This is a genomic window from Caldimonas brevitalea (assembly GCF_001017435.1).
Classification (GTDB): domain Bacteria; phylum Pseudomonadota; class Gammaproteobacteria; order Burkholderiales; family Burkholderiaceae_C; genus Caldimonas; species Caldimonas brevitalea.
The window spans coordinates 898060-917215 of record NZ_CP011371.1; the positions used below are offsets into that span (position 1 = coordinate 898060).

Annotated in this window: 17 protein-coding genes; 5 read left to right on the plus strand and 12 right to left on the minus strand. The window is 68.2% G+C overall.

Annotation, left to right across the window (positions count from 1 at the left end):
• The first annotated feature begins 105 nt into the window (after positions 1-105).
• From glf to AAW51_RS03930, 3 genes are all read left to right on the plus strand, one after another.
• On the plus strand, positions 106-1221 hold the full coding sequence (gene glf, locus AAW51_RS03920) for a UDP-galactopyranose mutase (protein WP_047197376.1): 1116 nt from the start codon (positions 106-108) through the stop codon (positions 1219-1221).
• On the plus strand, positions 1218-3476 hold the full coding sequence (locus AAW51_RS03925; RefSeq protein ID WP_083438063.1) for a sugar nucleotide-binding protein: 2259 nt from the start codon (positions 1218-1220) through the stop codon (positions 3474-3476). The genes glf and AAW51_RS03925 overlap by 4 nt, the downstream gene beginning before the upstream one ends.
• A gap of 199 nt (positions 3477-3675) precedes the next feature.
• Positions 3676-4896, plus strand: a complete 1221-nt coding sequence (locus AAW51_RS03930; protein ID WP_053013319.1) for a glycosyltransferase family 1 protein — start codon at positions 3676-3678, stop codon at positions 4894-4896.
• A 54-nt stretch (positions 4897-4950) separates the two neighbouring features.
• Here the strand turns inward: AAW51_RS03930 and AAW51_RS03935 are convergent, their stop codons facing one another.
• The 5 genes from AAW51_RS03935 to AAW51_RS03955 form a co-directional block, all read right to left on the minus strand.
• Positions 4951-6231 carry a cytochrome c gene (locus AAW51_RS03935; protein WP_047193560.1) on the minus strand — a complete coding sequence of 427 codons (1281 nt, stop codon included), beginning with the start codon at positions 6229-6231 and terminating at the stop codon, positions 4951-4953.
• Between the two features lie 10 nt (positions 6232-6241).
• Entirely contained in the window at positions 6242-6943 is a 702-nt protein-coding gene (locus AAW51_RS03940) for a c-type cytochrome (protein ID WP_047193561.1), read from the minus strand.
• A gap of 102 nt (positions 6944-7045) precedes the next feature.
• Positions 7046-8119 (minus strand): alpha/beta hydrolase, encoded by a 1074-nt coding sequence (locus AAW51_RS03945; RefSeq protein ID WP_047193562.1) that lies wholly within the window; start codon positions 8117-8119, stop codon positions 7046-7048.
• 13 nt (positions 8120-8132) lie between these two features.
• Positions 8133-9104, minus strand: coding sequence for an SDR family oxidoreductase (locus tag AAW51_RS03950; RefSeq protein ID WP_047193563.1), 972 nt, complete (start codon positions 9102-9104; stop codon positions 8133-8135).
• A gap of 63 nt (positions 9105-9167) precedes the next feature.
• Entirely contained in the window at positions 9168-10040 is an 873-nt protein-coding gene (locus AAW51_RS03955; protein ID WP_053013320.1) for a cyanophycinase, read from the minus strand.
• Positions 10041-10167: 127 nt separating this feature from the next.
• Here AAW51_RS03955 and AAW51_RS03960 point away from each other — a divergent pair, with 127 nt between their 5' ends.
• Positions 10168-11085 carry an NAD(P)/FAD-dependent oxidoreductase gene (locus AAW51_RS03960; protein ID WP_047193564.1) on the plus strand — a complete coding sequence of 306 codons (918 nt, stop codon included), beginning with the start codon at positions 10168-10170 and terminating at the stop codon, positions 11083-11085.
• 27 nt (positions 11086-11112) lie between these two features.
• Here AAW51_RS03960 and AAW51_RS03965 read toward each other — a convergent pair whose 3' ends face one another.
• From AAW51_RS03965 to AAW51_RS03980, 4 genes are all read right to left on the minus strand, one after another.
• Entirely contained in the window at positions 11113-11343 is a 231-nt protein-coding gene (locus tag AAW51_RS03965; RefSeq protein WP_047193565.1) for a hypothetical protein, read from the minus strand.
• A 108-nt stretch (positions 11344-11451) separates the two neighbouring features.
• Complete coding sequence (locus AAW51_RS03970; RefSeq protein WP_047193566.1) at positions 11452-11640, minus strand: hypothetical protein; 189 nt, start codon at positions 11638-11640, stop codon at positions 11452-11454.
• A 103-nt stretch (positions 11641-11743) separates the two neighbouring features.
• Positions 11744-12115, minus strand: coding sequence for a hypothetical protein (locus AAW51_RS03975; RefSeq protein WP_047193567.1), 372 nt, complete (start codon positions 12113-12115; stop codon positions 11744-11746).
• 83 nt (positions 12116-12198) lie between these two features.
• Positions 12199-12423 carry a hypothetical protein gene (locus AAW51_RS03980; RefSeq protein WP_047193568.1) on the minus strand — a complete coding sequence of 75 codons (225 nt, stop codon included), beginning with the start codon at positions 12421-12423 and terminating at the stop codon, positions 12199-12201.
• A 667-nt stretch (positions 12424-13090) separates the two neighbouring features.
• Here AAW51_RS03980 and AAW51_RS03985 point away from each other — a divergent pair.
• Positions 13091-14251, plus strand: a complete 1161-nt coding sequence (locus AAW51_RS03985; protein WP_047193569.1) for an ABC transporter substrate-binding protein — start codon at positions 13091-13093, stop codon at positions 14249-14251.
• Between the two features lie 233 nt (positions 14252-14484).
• Here the strand turns inward: AAW51_RS03985 and AAW51_RS03990 are convergent, their stop codons facing one another.
• The 3 genes from AAW51_RS03990 to AAW51_RS04000 all read right to left on the minus strand — a co-directional run bounded on the left by AAW51_RS03990 (position 14485) and on the right by AAW51_RS04000 (position 19152).
• Positions 14485-15660, minus strand: coding sequence for an amylo-alpha-1,6-glucosidase (locus AAW51_RS03990; RefSeq protein ID WP_047197380.1), 1176 nt, complete (start codon positions 15658-15660; stop codon positions 14485-14487).
• Positions 15661-16240: 580 nt separating this feature from the next.
• Positions 16241-18421, minus strand: coding sequence for a glycogen debranching protein GlgX (gene glgX / locus AAW51_RS03995; protein WP_047193570.1), 2181 nt, complete (start codon positions 18419-18421; stop codon positions 16241-16243).
• Between the two features lie 17 nt (positions 18422-18438).
• Positions 18439-19152: a mechanosensitive ion channel family protein gene (locus AAW51_RS04000; RefSeq protein ID WP_047193571.1), complete on the minus strand. Its 714-nt coding sequence runs from the start codon at positions 19150-19152 to the stop codon at positions 18439-18441.
• Positions 19153-19156 lie beyond the last annotated feature (4 nt).

Sequence of the window (19156 nt, forward strand, 5' to 3'; positions counted from 1 at the left end):
GTCCCCTGCAGGAGTGCTGTCTTGATCGCGAGCCGAGATGTTCCAGGTCCTCTCCCGTCGTCTGGTCCTTCCGACGCACGTGCGCCCGGCCCAGGTTTCGACTACCTGATCGTCGGTGCCGGCTTTGCGGGCAGCGTGTTGGCCGAGCGGCTCGCAAGCCAGCTTGGCCAGCGTGTGCTGGTGGTGGAGAAACGGCCGCACATCGGAGGCAACGCGTACGACTGCTACGACGACGCCGGCATCCTGATCCATCCCTACGGGCCCCACATCTTCCATACCAATTCGGCCGATGTGTTCGAGTACCTGTCGCAGTTCACTGCATGGCGGCCTTATCAACATCGCGTGCTGGCCAGTGTCGACGGGCAATTGGTGCCGATGCCGATCAACCTCGACACCGTCAACCGACTGTATGGGCTGAACCTCACGGCCCATGAACTGAGCGCCTATTTCGAGTCGGTGGCCGAACAGAAGGAGCAGATCAAGACCTCTGAAGACGTGGTGGTCTGCAAGGTGGGCCGCGACCTCTACAACAAGTTCTTCCGTGGCTACACGCGCAAGCAATGGGGCCTGGACCCCTCTGAGCTGGACGCGAGCGTCACCGCCCGGGTGCCGACCCGCACCAACCGTGACGACCGCTACTTCACCGATACGTTCCAGGCGATGCCGCTGCACGGCTACACGCGCATGTTCGAGAAGATGCTGCGGCATCCGAACATCAAGGTGATGCTGAACACCGATTACCGCGAAGTGATGCAGTGGGTGCCTTGGCGCCACATGGTCTACACCGGCCCGATCGACGCCTTCTTCGACCATCGCCACGGCAAGCTGCCCTACCGCAGCCTGCGTTTCGAGCGTGTCACGCTGCCGCAAGAACGTTTCCAGCCGGTCGGCACCGTCAACTTCCCCAACGACTACGCCTACACCCGGGTCAGCGAGTTCAAGCACCTGACCGGCCAGGCACATGCGCACACGTCGGTCGTGTACGAATACCCGTGCGGCGAGGGCGACCCCTACTATCCGGTGCCACGGCCGGAGAATGCCGAGCTGTACCGACGTTACGAAGCCGAGACAGAAGGCCTCCAGCACGTCAGCTTTGTCGGACGCCTGGCGACCTACAAGTACTACAACATGGATCAGGTCGTGGCTCAGGCGCTCACCACCTTCAAGAAGCTGCGCGCGCGTCATGAGGCCGGTGTACGGGAGGACGGTGCGCGCGGATGAGGCCGCTGGAGCTGTGGGCCGGGCCCGAAGCGACGGTCAACCGGGTCGGCGACACCCACCTCGACCAGCTCGAGGCGAGCGGCTTTGCGGCGCGCCTCGACGACCTGGACCGCCTGGCCTCGCTCGGCGTGCGCCGCATCCGGTTCCCGTTGCTGTGGGAACGCACCGAAGTGGCGCCGGGGGACTATGACTGGTCTTGGGCGGACGAGCGGCTGGAGCGCCTTCGACGGCTTGGGGTAGCCCCCATCATGGGCCTGGTGCACCATGGCAGCGGCCCGCGCCACACCGATCTGCACGACCCTGCCTTCCCCGACAAGCTGGCCGGCTATGCTGCTGCCGTGGCCCGCCGCTATCCCTGGGTCGAAGCCTACACGCCGGTCAACGAGCCGTTGACCACCGCCCGCTTCAGCGGGCTCTACGGCGTGTGGTACCCGCATGTGCGCAGCGATGCCGGCTTCGTGCGCGCCCTGCTGCAGCAGATCCACGGCACGCGTCTCGCAATGGCGGCGGTGCGCGCCGTGAACCCGGCCGCGCGTCTGGTGCAGACCGAGGACATCGGGCACACCAGCGGCACCGAGCCGCTGCAGTATCAATGCGCCTTCGACAACCAGCGCCGCTGGCTGTCGCTCGACCTGCTCACCGGACGTGTCGACCGCGAGCATCCGCTCTGGTCGTACCTGAGCGCGTCGGGCGCGACCGAGGCAGAGCTCGAGATCCTGCGGTCCTCCCCCACGGCACCAGACGTGATCGCGCTGAACGTTTACGTCCCCAGCGAGCGTTACCTCGATCACCGCCTCGAGCGCTACCCGCCCCACCTGCACGGTGGCAATGGCCGTGACGCCTATGCCGACACCGAGGCGGTGCGCGTGCGGGGTGCGGCGCTAGGCGGCTTCGAAGCCCGCCTGGGTGAGACGGCGGCGCGCTATGGCGGTCAGCTGGTGATCGGTGAGGCCCACCTCGGCTGCACCCGCGAAGAGCAGATGCGCTGGCTGCTCGAAGCCTGGCAGGCCGCCACAGCGCTACGCCAGGAAGGGGTGGACGTCGCGGCCGTCACCTTGTGGGCCGCCTTCGGCACCTATGACTGGGACAGCCTGCTGACGCAACGTCGTGGGCACTATGAACCGGGCGCCTGGGATGTCCGCAGCGACCCGCCCCGGCCCACGGCCCTTGCCGCCATGGCACGTGAATTGAGCGCGGGCTGCCCGCCCGGCCACCCAGTGTTGCAAGGCCCCGGCTGGTGGCGCCGTGACATCCGCTGGCTGTACCCGCCCGAGGGTGCGTGCGAGTGCCGCGCCGTCCAGGGCCGCCCGCTGCTGATCTGCGGCGGCCGGGGCACGCTGGCACAAGCTTTTGCCCGTCTTTGTGTCTTGCGTGGCTTGCCCTACCGGTTGTTGTCTCGCGCAGACCTCGACATTGCCGATGCCCAGGCCGTCGAGCAGGCCTTGCAACAGGAGTCGCCCTGGGCCGTGATCAATGCCGCCGGCTACGTGCGGGTGGACGAGGCCGAGCACGATGAGCGGCAGTGGCGCGAGAACGCGCTGGCGCCGGTCGTGCTGGCCCAGGCCTGCAAGCGATGGGGCGCGCGGCTGGTGACCTTCTCCTCCGACCTGGTCTTCGACGGGCAGGCCCGCCGTCCCTACCTGGAACACGACACGCCCCAGCCCTTGAACGCATATGGCCGTGCCAAGCACGCGGCCGAGCAGCAGGTGCTGGCCTGTTCCCCGGAGGCCTTGGTGGTGCGCACCTCGGCCTTCTTCGGGCCCTGGGACCGCTACAACTTCCTGACGCTCGGGCTGCAAGCCCTCGAGCGGGGTGAGCCGTGGCGCGCCGTCCACGACCAGGTGGTCTCGCCGACCTATGTGCCCGACCTGGTTCACGCTGTCCTCGACCTGCTGGTCGACGGCGCCGGCGGCTTGTGGCACCTGGCGAACGCGGGCAGCGTGAGCTGGGCCGAGTTGGCGCGCCTCACGTGCCGGTTGGCCGGCCACCCGGTCGACCGTGTGCACGGCGTGGCGGCCCAAACGCTTGGGCCCTGCGCGCCCAAGCCCCTCTACAGCGTGTTGGCGAGCGAGCGGGCCGCTCTGATGCCCTCGCTGGATGACGCGCTGGCACGCTACTGGAAAGAAATGCCGGCAGGCCTGGGGATGGCCCCACCGCCGCCGACCTTCGGCCTGCCGCCCCACCAGCAGGGCTGCAACGGACCTGATGAGCAGCGGGGCCACGGGTCGTCTGCCACCCGGGCCACCGCCGCATGACCGCAGCACTGACGCGGCATCGCGCGGTATCGCGCGGCATGGCGCTTGCCAACTTGTGCACTGGATCTTTCACAACTTGTCCACGACCGGCATCCGGCGCGGCGCACCTGCTTGCCCGCGCCGCGGTGTAGCGACGCCCGCGCGCAGGGCGAGGGCTGCGCCTGTGATGTCGCCGTCGACGCCATCACAGGAGTAACTGATGACCCGACAAGTGCTTGCCGACGGCACCTTCCCCTGGCTCCGTAGACACGCCGCGCTGGCGACTGCGCCGCAAAGACCCGACCGTACGCTGATCTGCCTGTCCCATCTGCGCTGGAACTTCGTCTACCAGCGTCCCCAGCACCTGATGACCCGTTTCGCCCGTGAGGCGCGGGTGTGGTACTTCGAGGAGCCGGTCTGTGACGACACCCGCACCAGCCCCTGGCTGGAGCGGCGGGCCGAGGCCGGGCCGGTCGAGGTACTGGTGCCCCATCTGCCTGCCGACTTGTTCATGGACGCGGATGAGTGCGCAGGGGCGCAGCGTGCGTTGCTAGACGGCCTGCTGGCCGAAGAGGCGGTACTGGACTTCGCACTCTGGTACTACACCCCGATGAGCGTGCCCTTCAGCGAGCACCTGCATGACGGTGCCGGGTTGGTGGTGTACGACGCGATGGACGAGTTGTCGCTGTTCCGAGGCGCCCCGCCGGAACTGGTGGAGCAGGAGCAACGCCTGTTGCAACGCGCGGACGTGGTGTTCACGGGGGGCTACAGTCTCTATGAAGCGAAACGCCGGCTGCACCCCAACGTGCATGCCTTCCCGAGTAGCGTCGATGTGGCCCATTTCGCGCGGGCGCGCGAGGTGCTGCCCGAGCCGCACGATCAACGCCTCATCGCCGGCCCCCGCCTGGGCTTTTATGGTGTGCTCGACGAGCGCTTCGACATTGCGCTGGTCGATGCCCTTGCCCGGGCACGGCCGGAGTGGCAACTGGTGCTGATCGGCCCGGTGGCCAAGATCGACCCGGAGTGCTTGCCGCGCCACCCCAACATCCATTACCTCGGCCCCAAGCCCTATGCCGAGCTTCCGCACTATCTGTCGGGCTGGGACGTCGCGTTGTTGCCGATGGCGCTGAACGAGGCGACGCGTTTCATCAGCCCCACCAAGACGCCCGAGTACCTGGCCGCTGGGCGGCCGGTGGTGTCGACGCCGATCGCCGATGTCGTGCGGGGCTACGCGAAGGTGCGGGCGGTGCGGTTCGCGCAGGAGCCGGACGACTTCATCGAGGCGGTCGAAGCCACGCTCGCCGACGGCGATCGTGCTGCTCTGCGGCTCAGCGCAGATCGTGCGCTGCAAGGCATGTCATGGGACCGCACCTGGTCCGAGATGTTGCGCTTGATGGCGTGGCAGGGCAGCGACCTCGAGGTTCGCCGGGTCGCCTCGTGAGCGGGTGATGCCGGCGCCGTCCGCGACGCGCGCCGACGCTTGCACCCACCCTGCTCAGGGCCCCCGGCCCTGCCGGTGCTGCAGCACGTCGAGCTGCGACACCGGCTCGGCCTGGTTGCCCCAGGACTGACGGATGTAGCTCAGCACCGCGGCAATGTCGGCATCGTCCAGCACATGGGTGAAGGGCGGCATGCCGTAGGGCCGCGGGTTGCCAGCGGTGGCCGGCAGGAAGCCGCCGCTCAGCACGACCCGCACCAGGTTGGCCGTCATCGGCATCGTCACGGCCCGGTTGCCGGCAAGCGCGGGATAGGCACCGGCAGCACCTTCGCCGGCGGCGCCATGGCACGCGGCACAGTGCTGCTCGTAGACCCGCGCACCGCGCGTCATCGCGTCGGAGGGGGCCGGCTCGGGCTTGCCTCGCGGCGGCGGGTTGGACGCCGGCAGCTGCTGCAGGAACAACGCGATGGCGTTCAAGTCGGGTTCCGACAGGTGCTGCGTGCTGCGATAGACCACCTCGGCCATCGGCCCCAGCACGGAGCCATGTCGGGAGACGCCAGTCTTGAGCAGCTTCACCACTTCCTCGCGCTCCCAGTTCGAGACGCCGGCCTCCGCGACCGAGGTCAGCGAAGGCGCGTACCAGTTCTGCATCGGGATCAAGCCGCCGCTCAACTCGAGCGACTCCTCGGTGGCACCGAACACATTGCGGCTGGCGTGGCAGGCGTTGCAATGGCCCAGACCGCGCACCAGGTAGGCGCCCCGGTTCCACTCGGCCGACCGGGTTGCATCGGCCTGGTAGGGCGACGGCTCGAAGAACAGCACGCGCCATGAGGCCAAGGCCAACTGGCTGTCATACGGAAACCGCAACTGGTGCTGCGTCGCCGGGCGCTGCACCGGCGCCAGGCTGTGCAGATAGGCATAGAGGGCGTCGGCGTCCTCTCGCGTGAGGGCGCTGTAGTTCGGATAGGGAAAGGCGGGGTAGAGCAAGCGTCCGTTCTTGGACCGGCCATGGTGCAGCGCACGCCAGAACTCGCCGGAGGTCCAGCGGCCGATGCCGGTCTCGGCATCGGGCGTCAGGTTGGTAGCGTAGACGGTGCCGAACGGGGTTTCGATGCCCAGGCCGCCCGCGTAAGGAGCGCCGCCCCGCGCGGTGTGGCAGGCGATGCAGTTGCCGGCACGCGCGAGGTAGGCGCCCCGCTCGATCTGTGCCGCGGTCGCGGTGGCCGGGGTGAGGGTGTCGACCACCGGCTCTTCCCGCCACAGGTGCAGCAGCGTCACCGCCAACACGCCGATGCCGAGCAGGAGCAAGGCCGCGAGCAGGAGTCTGAGCACTCTCATCGTGCCCCCTTCACGGCGTCAGGCCGCCGCAGCGCAGGGGCAGCGGGGCGGCAGTCGGCTCGGCCGGCTTGGTGTCGGCCGGCAGCGGCTGCGACGACAGCCAGGTCGACACGGCACCGATGTCCTCGGGTGCCAGGGCTTGCGACACCTGCTTCATGCAATCGGGCGCATGGGCGCGGCGTTGCCCCGTCTTCCACGCGCCGAGTTGGCCGTTCAGATAGTCGCGCGGCAAGCCCAGCAGGCCGGGGATGGCCGGCTTCACCCCGGTCAGCCGTTCACCGTGGCAGGCAGCGCAGGCCGGTACTCCGAGCGCTTTGTCTCCCTCCAGCACGAGCCGGCGGCCGCGCTCCAACTGCGGCGCGGGAGCCCCGATGGTCTGGGGCGGCGGGTAGGGCAGATCGAGCGAGGCGAAGTGCTGGGCCATCTCCATCAGGTAGGCGTCGGACAAGTGCTCCACCAAGTAGGTCATCAACCCGTACTGGCGACGCCCCTCGCGGAAGTTGATCAGCTGGTTGTAGAGGTAGCCGGCCGGCTTGCCGGCAATCCGCGGGAAGTAGCCCTGGTTGGTGGCGCGGCCTTCCTTGCCATGGCAGGTGGTGCAGGCTGCGGTGCGCTGCGCGATGGTGTCGGGCACGCGCGGCGGTGCGGCATGTGCGGCGGTGCAGGCGAGCAAGGCCAGCAGCGCGCTTGGGAAACCGGGGCGGGGTGACATGTCGTGTCGGACGGCGTGGTACGGCTAGGAGAGCAATGGCCATCTGCGACCCCGAGCAGAGGCCGCAGTGGCGAGGGCGACGATGTTACTGCGAGGGGCCGCTTATCGCGCGCTCGGCCGGACGTCCGCCGCGGCACCGGGATGGTGGGCGGTCATCCAGGCCAGCAGCCGGGGCCACAACAGACGGTGCGCGTTCTGCCCGATCAGCGCACCGATGTGCTGCAACAGCACGCCGCTGTCGCCGTGGTACTCGAGTCGCAACAGGTCGTCGCTGGCCGCAGACGCCAGAAACGGGTCGATCGAGCGGGCCGGGATCGTCTCGCTGCGCGGGTCGACCACCACGGCGAGCGGCACCTGCAGGTCGGCCGGCCCGACACGGCGTCCCTGCACCTGCAGCTCACCTCGCATGAAGCGGTCTTGCCGGTACAGCAGATCGACCACCTCGTTGAACAAGCGGGCCGGCAGCGCGAACTCGTCGAGACTCCAGCGTGTCGCGAGCAGATAGGTCTGCATCGCATCGCGTCCTTGCGCCGCGGCGGCCCAGCCGTCCAGGTGACGGTCCCAGATGAACTCCCGCGGCGAGGCCATCGCAGCGGCCAGGTTCAGCACGCTGCCGGCCACCGGCGTCTGCTGCGTCGCGAGGGGCGCGCCAGCGGGGGTGCTGCCGACCAGCGGAGCAAAGGCGCCGGCGTCGGCGCCGAAGTGCAGCGGCGCCTCGATCAGCGTGAGCGACGACAACTGCGCACCATGCCGCGCCGCAAGGATGGCGCACAGTGTGCCGCCGAGGGAGTGCCCGGCCAGTTGCGGCGCCACCCCGGTTGCCTCCCGGATCAACGCAGTGCCCCCGGCAAGCAGTTCGATGCACCGCTCGATGCCGTGGTCGTCGTCGGTGTCGGTCCAGCGGGCGAGGTACACCGTGAAGCCCTGCTCGAGGGCGCGGCGGACCACACTGCACGAGGGCTGCAAGTCCCAGATGTAGTGCCGCTTGATGGGGGCCGGCACGATCAACAGCACCGGACCGCCGGGTGCGGCGCCGAGGTAGCGCAACAGCTCCAGGCCCGGCGCGCGATGCACACATTCGCTCGGACTTTCCACCGGCGCGAGGCCTGCGGCCTCCATGCGGCGACCGGCCATGCGGCGCCAGCTGTCCAGCGCATGCCAGGGTGCGACGTTCATCTGCAGCGGCCGTTCAGCGGCGTCGGCCCAGGTAGAGCGCGAGGGCGGTGCCCGCCACCAGCAGCATGCCGGCGGGCACCGCGCGTCGCAAGGTGGTCGACCGGTAGCCGCCGTAGATGCCGCCGCCCTGGGCGGGCGGACGGAACAGGTTGCCGTGCGTGCGCGGCGCCGGCTGGGCGCGCCGGAAATAGGCCTCGCTGATGCGGCCCATCAACCACGCGGTGGCGCTGGGGGCGATGAAGTGGCCAAGGCGGATGGCCGTGGCGGCCGCGCCCACCGTGACCGATTTGCGCGGACGCCGGGCCAGCATGACCATGGCGCGGGCCACGCGCACCGGGTCGTACAGCGGCGGCATGGGTTTGAGTTGTTTGCCGACGTAGTTCGCGCCATGCGCCAGGCCGGGTGTGTCGATGAAGGCCGGGAACACGTCGCAGATGTGGATGTCGCGCCAGTGGCTCAGTTCACCGCGCAAGGCTTCCGACAGGCCGCGCAGGCCGAACTTGCTGGCGGTGTAGGCGGCGGCATAGGGGGCCGGCGCCCAGGAGCCGACCGACAGTGTGTTGATCAGCACGCCCGAGCGCTGCGAGGTGAAATAGGGCAGCACCGCATGGGCGCCGTTCAAGTGGCCGATCAGGTTGGTGCGGATGACCTGCTCGTGTGCTTCGGCTGGCGTGTCGCTGAAGGGGCCGACCGCACCGACGCCGGCGTTGTTGACCCACACGTCGATGGCCCCGAAACGGGCAAATGCGCTTTCCGCCAGCTCATGCATCGCGTGGGAGTCGGTGACGTCGGTGGGCACCACCAGCGTCTCGGCGCCGAGGGCCGCACATTCGCCGGCCACTTCTTTGAGCGCCGCTTCACGGCGCGAGGCCAGTACGAGGTTGGCGCCCTCGTGGGCGAATGCCAGGGCCGCCGCCCGCCCGATGCCGCTGGAGGCGCCGGTCAGCACAACAGTGGCACCGCGCAGGTCACGCTGTTTCACCATAGTCGATCTCCTGGGATGAGAAACCCGAAAGCCAAGGCAACGGACGTGCCCGGCATGTTCGCATCAATGCCCGCAGAGTACTTCGACCAGCGGACGGATGCGTGGCGGAACGTTTCTTTCCGTGTCGGCAGCCGACGTGGTGTAGCCGTTGACCAGGTGTTGCGTGCCGGCCGGCACCATGTGCACCCGCACGTCGGCGAGCTGGATCACGGTCGCGTCGTCGCGTTCCAGGAAGTCGAAGGTCATCTCGCGGCCGTCCATCAAGGTGACGGCACCGTCGCCGACGATCTCGATGCCGCGCAGGCGGTGCACGATCAGCGCCGTGTTCTCGTCGATGCCCACGCCGATCAACTTGGGATTGTGGGCGATCGCCGAGAGCAAGCGGCTCAGCCGCTGCCGCTCAGCGAAATGCTGGTCGACCACCACGTCGGAGATGAAACCAAGGCCCACGCCCAGCGCCACGTGTTCACGTTCCGCGTGGACCTGGTTTTCACCGCCGCTGAGCATGTGCTCGGGCAGCGCCGAGGCGCCTGCACTGGTGCCTCCGATGCAGCCGCCCTTCTCGTTGTAGAGCGAGCGCATGGCCGAACAGACCCCGGTGCCCCCCACCAGGGCCAGCAAGCGCTTCTGATCGCCGCCGGTCATGAAGACGCCGCGCGCGTGGCACACCTTCTCGACCGACGCCGGGTCGTTGGCCTGGTCGCGCGACGTGATGTGCAGCGGTTCGCAGTGCTTCACGCCGAGGTCGGCGAAGGCCTTGCGGTAGACCTCCCACATCGCCTCGGGCTCGGTGCTGGCGGCGGTGATGACGACCAGGGGCTGGTCGCCCGGGTCGGCGAGTTCGACGAAGCGGGTCAGGATCGGCATGTCCTCCTCGCGGTCCTCGGCGCCGCCGACGATCACGAGGTGACCCTCACGGTGTTGTTCCTTGCTCATCCATGGCTCCTGTGGACTGGCCTGTGGGCGCCGGTGTGGGGCGCGCCGTCGACCTCGACGAAGCAATCGGCGCACCGCCCGGCCACCGGCATAGGGGTTGCTGCCTCAGCCCGAAGGAGTTGCTGTGATGTCATCGAAACCCGTTCTCGACTGCATGGTCATCGGCGCCGGGCCGGCCGGCCTCGCGGCCGGCATTTATTTACGACGCTTTCACCGCGAGGTGCGTGTCTTCGACGGTGGCGCCAGTCGTGCAAGGCGCATCCCGCTCACCCGCAACTACCCGGGTTTTCCCGAGGGCATCAGCGGCGCCGATTTGTTGTCGCGCTTGCAACAGCAACTCGCCCGCCAGGGCGGCGGCGTGACGATGCAGCAGGTGGCCGCGCTGCGCCGGGGCGACGACGGCACCTTCGTCGCGCAGACGTCGGGCCCGGACGTGGCGGCGCGTACGGTGCTGTTGGCCACCGGCGTGGTGGACGTCGAGCCGGCGATTCCCGGCGTCGAGCCATTGCGCTTGCGCGGGCTGCTGCGTTACTGCCCCATCTGCGACGGCTACGACCACAGCGGGCAGCGTGTGGCCGTCGTCGGGCGGGGCCGGCATGGCGTGCGCGAGGCCTTGTTCATCCGGCATTTCAGCCAGCATGTGGCGCTGATCAACGCCGACGCGGACGATCTGCCCGACGAGACCGAACGACAGGCGCTGCAAGCGCACCAGGTCGAGGTGCTGACCGGCCCGGCCCAGTCGGTCGAGCAACAGGAGGACGGCAGCATCCTGCTCACGCCCGCCGCGGGAGAACCGCGGCGCTTCGACGTGTTGTACGCGGCGCTCGGCACGCGGGTGCGCTCGGAATTGGCGGCGACGCTGGGCGCTGCGCAGGATGAAGGCGGCTGCCTGGTGGTGGACGCACACCTGCGCACCAGCGTGGACGGGCTGTACGCGGCGGGCGACGTGGTCAGCAGCCTGAGTCAGCTGACGGTGGCAACCGGGCAGGCGGCGATTGCGGCGACCGCGATCCACAACGCACTGGCGCCGCTGCGCCCCGCCTAGGGGGCAAAAAAAACGTCCCCTAGGCCCTTAGTGGACCGGATTGCGGCGCACCCGCCGGGCCAGATCGAGGCGCCGTCGGCTCGCCTCTTCCGCCGCGTGCTCGGCGGCTTTCTCCGGGCTCGGCCATTCGTCGTCGTCGTCCCAGAGCTCGGCGGCCAGTTCGACCGCCTGGTCGATGTCGATCTCGGGCCGCCGAGTGATCAGGCACTCGGCGCAGCGTTCGATCCAGGAGAGCTTCGATGAGGGGGAGGGCTGCATGCTGAGGGCTTCCTTGGGCGGCGACACGGCGCAGCAGCCTGCGCATGCACCGTGCAGACAGACGGACATTCAGGCGGACGGCCGGCCCGAGCAGGGCCGGCCGCCGTCTCACTTCTCGACGTCCTCCGGAGCGTCGGGGCTGACCTTGGGGCGAGACGTCGCCGGAGGCCCACCGCTGGGCGCCGTGCGAACGCCTTGATCCAGCAAGCCTTCCTCCAGGCCTTCACGTTCCTGAATGCGGTCCAGGGCTTCCTTGATGGGTTTGCCGGGGCCGGAGGGGAGGGTCGAATTGGGCATGTCGAGGGCTCCTTAGTGCTGCAGACAGGGGGGCAGCGCCGATGCGCCACCCGTCTTGAAACAGGCAACCGCCGTACCTCTGCGCGCGGCGGCCCGGCGCTGTTCAGTCGTTCAGCGCGTCGCGCTTGCCGACGTTGTCGGCGCCGCCCGCGGTGCGGCCGTCGCCGAGGCTGTTGCCGCTGCCGGCCACGTCGCTGCGCGCCGTGCGGTCCGAGTCGGTACCGGCCGCGCCGGCCGCCGGGCGGGAGGACATGTCGTCATCACTGGCCTGGCCTTCGGCCGGCATGCGCGGCGAACGCTCGCCGGCCGCCGGGCCGCTGTCGGCACGCGCCTGGTTGTAGTCGCGGTCGTCGTCGGCAGCCCCCTCGGCGGGCGCGCGGGTGCTGCGCTGTGTCGCAGTGGCGGCGCTGTCCGAGGCGGGCGCGGGCTGAGATCGGCTCGGGTCGCGGGGTGAGGCAGAAGACGGTTTTTGCATGACGAACTCCAGACAGTGGGCGCGATGGCCGCGCCGGCTCTCCTGGTGTTGCAAGCGTCATTCCCTGGTCGTCGCGTTGGTCCTCAGTGACGCGTGGCCTGCTGGTAGAGGGGCTGCATGGTCCCGCTGGCTTCGTCCTCCCACACCGCCATCTCGATCTCGGCGGCCTCTTCGGGGCTGCCCCACATCTCGGCGTCGGTCCACAAGGCCGCCGCCAAGTGGATGGCCTGGTCGGTTTCCAGCGCGGGGTGCTGGTCGAGGAAACGTTCGGCGCAGCGGCGGATCCAGTCGATTTTCGAAGCTTGCATGGTGCACTCCTGACGGCAGAGACTGAGAACGCTGCAAGGCACGTGCCGGCACGCCCCCGTACCCCGGGGACGTGCACCTGATGTTTTTTTGAGACGAGTTCGGCTCGCAGAAATTACAGGAGAGAGCCGTCGATGCCCGCCGCGACGGAAGTTCTGAGAGGCCGCGGCGCCGGCAGGTGTCGGCAAGCGTGACATATGTCCGCCTTTTTGCGTACCCCGGCATTTCATCCCGGGGCTTGAGGGCACATCCGGGGAAGTCCTCCCGCCGAACTGAGGGGGACCGCTCGTCGGACTGGCCTCCTAACCGTGACCATTCGTAAAGCACAATACGCGCGGGTGCCGTGGAACAGATGCCCGTGCGGTGACAGATGTACCGGTGCGGGAGGCTGGCGACGGAGTGCGGTGGTTGCGGCCTCAGGGCCGCCGACCGAGACGTTGCTGCCCTGCGGCAGCCCGGCAAGCAGGAGGCCCGGCGTTGAGGTCGGGCCGCGTGATGGCAGAGGGGCCGTGAGGGCGTCTTCCTTCATCACGGTGTTTGGGCTTAGTCGTGTCCTCGTGGCCGTGCACCTCGTGCGGCGGCCACAGACAAAAAGCGACCTCCCCGGCGTGGCGCCGAGGGCGGGGGCGCGTACCGATGAGACAGGGCGTCACGAAGGAGAGGTTACTTATGGATCGACGTCAATTCGTCAGGCGGCTCACCGGTGCCGCGGCGACGCTGGGCACCGCATCGTGGGCCACCAACAGTTGGGCGGCAGATGAGGCCGGCCTGTCTGCCAACCACATCACCATCGGCAGCTCGCTGGCGCTGAGCGGCATTCTGGCCGGCGCCGGTGTCGACCACACGGCGGGCATCAAGGGCGCTTTCGCGGCGGTGAACCGCAGCGGCGGCATCCACGGCCGTGAGCTGAAGCTGCAGACCTTGGACGACGGCTATGTGCCGGCGCGCACGGCCGCCAACGTCAAGCAGATGCTCGACGGCGGCCAGGTGTTCTCGATGATGTCCATCATGGGCACCGCCAACAACGCCGCAGTGCTGTCGTTGATCGAGCAGCAGGGCGTGCCCTACGTCGGGCCGATCACCGGGGCCAGCTCGCTGCGCAACCCGAGCCAGCGCTATGTGTTCCACGTGCGGCCGAGCTACCAGGACGAGGTGCTGCGTGTGGTGCCCCAGCTGGTCAGCATGGGCTTGCAAGGCATCGCCGTCGTCTACCTCGACAACCCGTTCGGCAAGGAAGTGCTGGAAGCGACCCAGCGCACCCTGGTCAACAACAAGCTGCAGGCCGTCGGGGCCTTCGCGCTGGCGGTGGACGGCAGCAACGCCGAGCAGATCGCGCAGCAGGTGATCGCGGCCAAGGCGGGCGCCGTGGTGATGGGCACCACCGGCACGTCGACCACCCGACTGGTGTTGGCGCTGCGCGCCAAGGCCGGTGCGTTGCCCCTGCTGGGGGTGTCGGTGGCGGTGGTGTCGTCCGAGCTGCCCAAGCTGGCCGCAGCGGCCCAGGGGTTGGCACAGGTGGTGGTGTTTCCCGACCCGATCAGCGGCAAGTCGGCGGCCGCACGCAGCTACCACGCAGCGATGCGGGCCGCCAAGATCGACAACGTCGGTGCGAGCGGCTTCGAAGGCTGGATCAACGCCCAGCTGGTGATCGAAGGTCTGAAGCGCGCCGGCCGTGATCTGACGCGCGAGAAGCTGCGCGCATCGCTCGCCGGCATCCGGCAACTCGACCTCGGTGACTTCGTGTTGGGCTTCGCCGGCAGCGCGCCGTTCGTGGCGTCCAACAGCATCAAGATCGGCGTGTTCGACGAAGGCGGCCGCATCCGGGCCTGACGCGTCGGCGAGACGCCAGGGCGGCCGGTCTTGCCCGGCTGTCCCGGGTGGCCCTCGGGCTTGGCACGGTGGCAGAGGGGGCCCGGTGACGGTGCTCCCCTCAAAACAAAAGGCAGCGCGACGCGCTGCCTTTTGTTTTGATCGAAAGCCCGGAGGAGACGGATCGAGCCTGGATCGAACCGGGCTCATGCAGGGGCACCTCCAGCGAGGGCTCCCTGCCGCGGGTCAGGTCCTCACATCGAGAACTTGCCCGTGTCCAGTGCCTGCTTCGCCATCAGGAAGGCGGCCGCGTTCCAGCTCTGACCGGCCATGCCCATCGGCTCGAAGGTGCGGCCGTGGAACCACTCGGTGAAGCGCCAGTCGTCGAGGCTGTTGGTCAGCGCCAGCTTGGCCAGCTCCTTGCGGGCGTGGTCCTTCTGGCCGAGGCGGGCCAGCGCCATGGTCCAGAAGCCGCCGATGAAGGGCCAAATGCCGCCGTTGTGGTACTGGTGCGGATGGTTCTGCTTGTGGCGCGCCATGTAGAGGCGCCACAGCTCGTGCTCGGTCGAGATCGGGTGAGTGACGGTGCGGATCGGGTAGGGGTCCGACACGCCGGCACTGCTCAAGGTCTTGACGATCTCATGCGCCATCGAGTCGCCGGCCAGCCCGTACAGCACCGCCAGCACGTTGCCGAACACGTCGCCTTCGTCGCCCGCGAACGACAGGTTCACGAAGCTCAGGTAGAGGCCCGGGTTGCGCTGACCGCGGCGGGCGTAGTGCGCCAGCAGACGGGTGCGGCGGTACTCCGGCAGCTCTTGCTTGAACGGGTGGAAGACGTGGTTGAAGTGGTAGTGCGTCTCTTCGGCATGCGGCAGGTCGTAGAGCTGCTTGACGCGATACCAGAGCGCGTTGGTGTAGAGCACGAAGCCCGAGCGCGGCATGATGTCGGCCCAGTCGCTGGCCTCGTTCTGCTGCAACAGGAAGAAGCGCTGGTGTTCCTGGGCCTGCAGCCATTGGATCGCACGTTGCACCTCGGCTTGCCAACGATCGGCCAGGCCCGGCAACTGGCCGTTGCGGCGGGTGTGGTCGACGGCGATCAACCACCACAACGTGGCGTCGATGCAGCCGAGGTACCAGAAGTCGGCATCCTGGCCGGCGGGGTCGACGTACTTGGGGATCTGCCCGTTGGCCGCTTGCAGCTTGGCCAGCGAGTCGAGGCTGGCGACGGCGCCTTGTTCGAGCGCTTCCACCCCGCTGCCGGCCATCGCCAGCACGCAGATCGCGGCGTCGCGACCGAAGATGCGGGTGTAGCTGCGTGCTTCGGCGGCCTCGGTGCGGCTGGCCGCGAGGATGCCTTGCGGCGTCAAATTGTCTTCGAGCAGCCCCAGCGATTCCTTCGCACAACGGCTCACCAGGCCGGGGCCCGGCATCAGCAGCTGGTGACGCGCGGGACTGGCTTGCACGGCCTCCTGGCCGTCGTCGAGCATCCGTTCGTCTTGTTCCAGCGCCTCTGCTGCTTGCAGGTCAGGGCAGGTCGGGTCCGCGTATTTCATTTGGCTCTCTCTCTCCGGGGCAGCACCGCTGCCACTGCTGGAAGGTATAGCTTGTGTCGGTCAGGCGATGCGGCCTTGTTTTAGGGGGGCCAGGGCACCGCAATAGGGGGGAGTGTAGGGAGGCCCGCGGCGTGATACATCAGGAAGAGGCGTAGTTGCAAGAGCGCCGTGACGGAATCGGCGTGAGGTTCTCACGCAAGCGCCGGGATGTTGTGCGGAGGTGTTGTTTTTCGTTGAGGTGTCATCGAAATGGGGCGGGCGGCGCGGCTTTGAGGCGGCCGGCCAGGACGATGGAGGTGAGGGATGGCGCCGTTGCTTCTGTTGCGGTTGCTTGCCGTACTGTGACGTTTTGCGCAAGCTTTGATGCCTGCGCGCGACAGCAAGGTGGCGGTGCAGCGAGGCGAAACAGACTCGTGAGCGGCGCTCAAAACCGTGGTGGTTCAGATGCGGCCGACGCTCACCCCCATCCCAACCCCACCGCGTCACGCGCCAACACCACCACCGACCGCCCCCTCACCGCATACCGCTCCCCGGGGCGATACAGCGGCCCGGCCGCCGGCTGGCCGTCTTCGCAGGTGGTATCGAGCAGGGCGCTCCACGGCTCGCCATCGATCTCGGGCATCGCGAAGCCGATGTCGTCGTGATGGGCGTTCACCAGCACCAGGAAGTCGTCGTCCTGGATGGGCTCGCCGCGCGCGCCCACATCGGGAATGCCAGCGCCCGAGAGGTACATGCCGAAGCAGCGCGCCTGCTCGTCCTGCCAATGTTCGGCACGCATTTCCTGGCCGTCGGGCGTCAGCCAGAGCACGTCCTTGATGGGCGTGCCCTGGCGCACCTGGCCAGCGAAAAAACCGCGGCGCCGGAAGGTCGGGTGCGAGCGCCGCAAGCGCACCAGACGGCGCACAAAGGTCAGCAAGGCCTCGCGCTCGGGCGTCGGGGCCCAGTCGATCCAGCCGATCTCGTTGTCCTGGCAATAGGCGTTGTTGTTGCCGTGCTGGCTGTGGCCGTACTCATCGCCGGCCAGCAGCATCGGCACACCCTGCGACAGCAGCACGGTGGTCAGGAAGTTGCGTTTCTGGCGGGCTCGCAAAGCCCGGACCTCGCGGTCGTCGCACGGGCCTTCGACGCCGCAGTTCCATGACAGGTTGTTGTCGTTGCCGTCGCGGTTGTCCTCGCCGTTGGCCTCGTTGTGCTTGCCGTTGTAGGAGACCAGGTCGTCCAACGTGAAACCGTCGTGGGCGGTGACGAAGTTGATGCTGGCATGGGGGCGCTTGCCGGCCACCTCGTACAGGTCGCTCGACCCGCTGACACGGCTGGCGATTTCGCCGATCAGCCCGGCATCGCCTTTCCAGTAGGCTCGCACGCCATCGCGGTAGCGGTCGTTCCATTCGGCCCAGCCGGCGGGGAACCGGCCGACCTGGTAACCGTCCTGCCCCAAGTCCCAGGGCTCGGCGATCAGCTTGACTTGGTTGAGCACCGGGTCCTGGCAGATCGCGGTGAAGAAGCTGCTGAGGTGTTCCACCTTGCCGCGAGCGCGTGCCAGGGCCGGGGCGAGGTCAAAACGGAAGCCGTCGACGTGCATGTCCTCGACCCAGTAGCGCAGCGAGTCCATCACCAACTGCAGGCCGCGGGGGTGCACCAGGTTCAAGGTGTTGCCGCAGCCGGTGAAGTCGGCGTAGTAGCGCCGGTCCTCGGGACTGGGTTTGTAGTACGACGCATTGTCCAGACCGCGGAACGACAGCGTGGGCCCCAGATGGTTGCCCTCGCAGCTGTGGTTGTAGACCACGTCGAGCAACACCTCGATCCCGGCGGAGTGCAAGGTCTTGACCATGGTCTTGAACTCCTTGACCTTGCGTGAGGCGCTATAGCGCATCTGCGGCGCGAAGAAGGCCAGCGTGTTGTAGCCCCAGTAGTTGCGCAGTCCCTTCTCGTACAGATGGCGCTCGTCCACGAAGCTGTGCGTGGGCATCAGCTCCACGGTGGTCACGCCCAGGCGTTGCAGATGGTCGATCACCGGCGCGCAGGCGAGGCCGGCATAGGTGCCGCGCAAGGGCCCCGGCACACCGGGGTGGGTCTTGGTGTAGCCGCGCACATGCAACTCGTAGATCACCATGTCGGCCCAGGGTACCTGCGGGCGCCGGTCTTCGCCCCAGGTGAACGCGGTCTCCAGCACGCGCGCCTTGGGCATGAAGGCCGCGCTGTCGCGCTTGTCGAACGACAGGTCCTCTTTCTTGTGGCCGATGGTGTAGCCGTACAGCGCGTCGCTCCAGCGCAACTCACCCACCAGATCGCGCGCGTACGGGTCGATCAACAGCTTGTTGGGATTGAAGCGGTGGCCCTCCTCCGGGCGATACGGCCCGTGAACACGGTAGCCGTACGCGAGCCCGGGACGCGCCTCCGGGAGATAGCAGTGCCAGATGTCGTCGGTGCGCTCGCGCAGCAGGATACGCTGGCGCTCGTGGCGCCCCTCTGCATCGAACAGGCACAGTTCGACGGCGACGGCGTTTTCGGAGAAGACGGCGAAGTTCACGCCTTCGCCGTCCCAGGTGGCACCCCGGGGATAAGGGCGGCCAGGCCAGACGACGGTGAAGAGTTCGTCCCGTTTGCTGCTGCTGGTACTACTGCTGCTCGTGCTCATCGTCGGGCAGCGTTGGATCAGGGCCCGGGGTCGTCGCCCAGGCGACGTTCACCCGCACCCGGCTCGCGGTGGCTGGGCCACCAGCGTTCGAGTTTCTCGGCCGCCCAGTTCTTGCCACCCAGGCCGAAGGCGAGGGCCAGCGCGAGCACGACACCGCCCAGGATGATCAGGAAACTCTGTCGCACGATCACACCGCCGACCGCGATCTGGTCGAGTGCGATCAGCACCACAAAGGTGATGATGGCGTAGCGGGCCAGCGCGCCGAGGAAGTCGGCATCCTTGAGGTCGATGTTGCGGCAGTAGGTGACGACGGCATCGCCGACGAAGCGCGCGAAATAGGTGCCGAAGGCGAGGATCACCAGCGCGACGATGACGTTGGGCACGAACAGCACCACACGTCCCAGCAGGTCGGTGATGTAGGTCAGCCCCAGGCCGTTGAACGCGATGATCAAAGCGGCCAGGATCACCAGCCAATACATCAGCGTGCCGATGACCCGGCTGGTGTCGGTCTCCATGCCACCCTGGCGCAAGAAGCCGTCCATGCCGGCGCGTTCGGTCAGCACGTTGAAGTTCAGCGCCCGCAGCGCCTTCTCGACGGCGAAGCGCACCACCTTGGCGAGCAGCCAGCCGCCGATCAGGACCACGAAGGCCATCAGCAACCGGGGCAAAAACACCCCGATCTGGGCCAGGAAGACCCGCACGGGGTCGAGCAGCACGTCTACGCTTTGCATGGTC